Consider the following 3930-nt stretch of genomic DNA (forward strand, 5'->3'; position numbering starts at 1 on the left):
GCGTCCGGCCGCCGCGCGCAGGTCGGCCGCCGTGGGGGTCCGCACTTCCCGGACCGCCGCGTTCGCCGTATGGGACACCATGGGAGAAATATATTCATCGGGGACGCAAAGATCGTCTCAGGAGGGGCGCCGGGCGGGCGTTCCGCGTACTGCCGGGCGTCCCGGCGGGGTAGGACGCCGGGCATGAGCACCGCACCGCCCGAGCTGCCCTACGCCGAATGGGCCGGCACCAAGGACACCCTGCACCTGTGGACGCAGATCGTGGGGAAGATCCAGCTCGCCTCGAACCCGCCCCGTAACCACTGGTGGCACGTCACGTTCCGGGTGGACGAGCACGGCTACTCCACCCAGCGCCTCATGCACGACGGCGTCCACTTCCGGATCTCGTTCGACCTGGTCCGGCACCGGCTCGTCGTGCGGACGCGCGAACGCGAGGAGGCCATTCCGCTCCGGGACGGCACGTCGGTCGCCGCGTTCTACTACGAGCTGGAGGCGCTGCTGCGGGAGATGGGCGTCCGGGTCGAGATCAAGGCGGAGCCGTTCGGCATCCCGATCACCACGCCGTTCGCGGACGACAACGCGCACGCCTCCTACGACACCTCGGCGGTCGAGCGGTTCCGGGACGCGCTGGTCTGGGCGGACGACGTGTTCTCGGAGTTCCAGGGCTGGTTCTGCGGCAAGGCGAGCCCGGTGCAGCTGTTCTGGCACAGCTTCGACCTGGCGACCGCGCGGTTCTCGGGCCGTCCCGCGCCGCCCATGGAGGGCGTGGACGGGGTCACCGCCGAGGCCTACAGCCACGAGGTGATCAGCTTCGGCTGGTGGCCCGGCGACAGTGCCTACCCGCACTCGGCGTTCTACTCCTACACCCATCCGGAGCCGGAGGCCCTGAAGGGCCAGCCCCTCTCGCCCGCCGAGGCGGTCTGGGAGCCGACCGGCGCGACGCACCAGGCGCGGCTGCCCTACGACGTCGTCCGGACGGCTGACGACCCGCGCGGCATGCTGCTGGACTTCCTGCAGAGCGCCTACGCGGCCGGAGCCCGCACGGCCTCCTGGCCGTATGACGACTTCCACTCGTCCTTCTGCCCGCCCCGCGGCCGCGTCCCGGTCGGCTGACGCGACCGCCCGAAAGCGGGGACGGAGGCTCGACCGTCGCCGCCGGCAGGCTGGAAGGGCGGCTCACGGTCGAGGTTGGTCTCAGGCGGTCTGGCGGGGGTGCCGGGTCCGCAGCCGCGCGCCGAAGTACGCCGCCAGGCACAGGACCAGCAGCGAGGCGAGCACCGCAAGCGCCGGGTTCACGTAGCCGGGCACAGTGTCGGCTCCGCATGAGGTGTCGCTCAGCGGCAGCAGCGACTGGCCGCCCCGGTGGCCCGTGGACGCGTTCTCCGCTGTGTAACGGCACACCCTGTCCTTGACGTCCATCATGTCGTCGTCCAGGTGCGAGAGCCCGAAACCGTAGGTCGCGGCGAGCGCCAGGACCGAGGTCCACGCCATCCGCGACCAGACGCGCGCTCCGCCCGGCGCGGCGGCGGCCCGCGACCGTCCCGCCCGGACGGACGCGACCACCATCACGGCGGCGGCGGAGGCGGCCATCGGCCAGCCGAACGTCAGGGCCAGCACGCCGAGCAGCGCCAGGAGCACCGCGTACTTCGGCGCCACGACGACCAGGAGCAGTACCCCCACGACCAGCAGGAACACGGCTCCGAGCCCGACCTTGCCGAGCTCGGCGGACCGCGCGGAGGACAGCGCCGGGGCCAGGAAGAGCGTGACGAGCAGGCTCGGCACCAGGGCCACCCCGACCAGGCTGAAGGCCGCCTCGCCGTTCGTGGCGAACGAGAGCGCCGTCCCTCCGGCGAAGACGACCCCGGCGGTGATCCAGTACTTCACCCCCCGACTTCACCGCATCGCCCCGCGTTTCGCAAAGCGGCGGCGAGAACCGAACGTCAGGGGATCGAGATGTAACCGAACGCGGGGCTTACCCCCTACGTCCTACTCTTGGGCAGCGCGAACCCGACGAGACCCGAGGTGGACGTGAACGACCAGGTGAGCATCGCCGACATGTTCGACCGGCTGACCGGCACCCAGCAGGCCCCGCCCTGGTGGCTGGTGGCGCTGGCCGGCGTCGTGGCCCTGGCCGCCGTGGCGCACGGCCCGACCTGGCGGCTCGCCCGCAACGTGGTGACCATCGCGCACGAGGGCGGGCACGCCCTGGTCGCGCTGCTCACCGGCCGCAAGCTGGACGGCATCAAGCTGCACTCCGACACCTCCGGCGTGACGGTGTCGCGGGGCAAGCCGCACGGCCCCGGGATGGTGTTCACCGCGATGGCCGGGTACGTGACGCCGCCGCTGCTCGGGCTGCTGTTCGCGGCGCTGCTGGCGGGCGGCCGGATCACGCTCATGCTGTGGTTCTCGCTCCTGCTGCTCGCCGGGACGCTGGTCATGATCCGCAACGCCTACGGCGCGCTGTCGGTGCTGCTCACCGGCGCGGTGGTGTTCGCGGTCTCCTGGTTCGCCGGGGAGACCGTGCAGGCGGGGTTCGGTTACCTGGCCGCCTGGTTCCTGCTGCTCGCGGGCACCCGTCCGGTCGTGGAGCTGCAGCGGATGCGGACCCGCCGGATGGCCCCCAGCTCCGACGCCGACCAGCTCGCGCACCTGACCGGCGTGCCCGGCCTGTTCTGGGTGACGGTGTTCGGGCTGGTCGCGCTGCTGTCGCTGGTCGCGGGCGGCGCGCTGCTGTTCCCGGACGGCGCGTCCGCGGGCGTCTGAGGCCCCCGGCGGGCCGCACCGAGACCGAGGCCCCCGTCGGCGCGCTCGCCGGCGGGGGCCTTCCCGTGGCGATCAGGTGATCAGCGGCAGAGCGCGGCGTCGATCGCCTTGGTGATGTCCGCGCGGAAGGCCGGCTCGGCCTCCAGGGCCGGGCTGGACTGGTTGTAGGTGACCACGGCCTGGCGGCCGCCGTCCCGGCTGGTGTAGGACCAGGTCCGGTAGCCGGGCCAGCCGCCGTCGTGGCCCCAGGCGAACCCGCAGGACGTCCTGATCCGGGCGAGGCCGAGGCCGTAGTCCTCCTTCACCCAGTCGTCGGTGACCGGGCGCGTCGTCATCATCGCCTTCTGGACGCGCGGGGGCAGCAGCCGCCCCGTCACCAGGGCCCGCTGGAACCGCGCCACGTCGTCCACGGTGGAGACGATCCCGCCGGACGTCCAGCCGCTGGACGGGCTGATCATCGTGCTGACGTCGCCGTACTGGTCGAAGTAGCCATGCGCGTACGGGCCGTGGAATCCGGTGTCGGCGACGGGCAGGAAGGTGTGGCGCAGCTTCAGCGGCTTGACGATCCGGCGCTGGAGCTCCTCGCCGAACGGGCGGCCGGTGGCCTTCTCCACGATCATCCCGGCGAGGATGTAGTTGGTGTTGGCATAGTTCCACTTCGCGCCGGGCCTGCTCAGCGGGGCCTTCTCCTGCGCGATGTCGACCAGCTCGCGCGGCTTCCAGACGCGGGCGGGGTCCTGCCAGATCCGCGGGTCCTGCACGTACTCGTTCAGCCCGGACGTCTGCGCGAGCAGCTGCCGGACGGTGATCCTCCGGCCGTCGTTGCCGTTGCGCGCGACCACGCCGGGCAGCCAGCGGGCGACGCTGTCGTCCAGCGAGAGCCGGTGCTCGGCGACCAGCCGCAGGACGACCGCGGCGGTGAAGGTCTTGGTCACGCTGGCGATGCGGAACCGCAGGTCCGGGGTCATCTTCTGGCCCGTCGCGGTGTTCGCGACGCCCGCGGTGACCCGCGTGACCTCGCCGCCGCGCCGGGAGAGGGCGATGACTCCGGGCTGCCCGTCCCTGACCAGGCGGTCCGCGGCCTGCTGGAGGGCGGCGCGCCCCGTCGCGGCGCCGGCCGCCCCGGACGTCCGGGGGCCGGTGGCCGCGGCGGAGGCGGTGGCCGCC

At 72.8% G+C, this 3930-nt stretch carries 4 protein-coding genes; 2 read left to right on the top strand and 2 right to left on the bottom strand.

The features are described from left to right. Positions 1 to 183: 183 nt before the first annotated feature. Positions 184 to 1113, top strand: a complete 930-nt coding sequence (locus tag AB0J52_RS31015) for a DUF5996 family protein (RefSeq protein WP_500186264.1) — start codon at positions 184 to 186, stop codon at positions 1111 to 1113. An 81-nt stretch (positions 1114 to 1194) separates the two neighbouring features. On the opposite strand, the gene AB0J52_RS31020 is transcribed toward AB0J52_RS31015, so the two are convergent. Further along, positions 1195 to 1884: a hypothetical protein gene (locus tag AB0J52_RS31020; protein ID WP_500186266.1), complete on the bottom strand. Its 690-nt coding sequence runs from the start codon at positions 1882 to 1884 to the stop codon at positions 1195 to 1197. 171 nt (positions 1885 to 2055) lie between these two features. Between AB0J52_RS31020 and AB0J52_RS31025 the strand changes: the two genes are divergently transcribed. Continuing rightward, on the top strand, positions 2056 to 2763 hold the full coding sequence (locus AB0J52_RS31025) for a M50 family metallopeptidase (protein WP_500186269.1): 708 nt from the start codon (positions 2056 to 2058) through the stop codon (positions 2761 to 2763). Positions 2764 to 2843: 80 nt separating this feature from the next. Here the strand turns inward: AB0J52_RS31025 and AB0J52_RS31030 are convergent. After that, the coding region (locus AB0J52_RS31030) for a serine hydrolase domain-containing protein (protein ID WP_500186268.1) at positions 2844 to 3930 on the bottom strand (1087 nt) is incomplete at its 5' end.

It is taken from the genome of Spirillospora sp. NPDC049652 (assembly GCF_040675125.1).
GTDB lineage: Bacteria > Actinomycetota > Actinomycetes > Streptosporangiales > Streptosporangiaceae > Spirillospora.

Coding starts and splice junctions, on each gene's coding strand:
- AB0J52_RS31025 (WP_500186269.1), top strand. CDS start 2,056: ATGTTCGACCGGCTGACCGGCACCCAGCAGGCCCCGCCCTGGTGGCTG.
- AB0J52_RS31015 (WP_500186264.1), top strand. CDS start 184: ATGAGCACCGCACCGCCCGAGCTGCCCTACGCCGAATGGGCCGGCACC.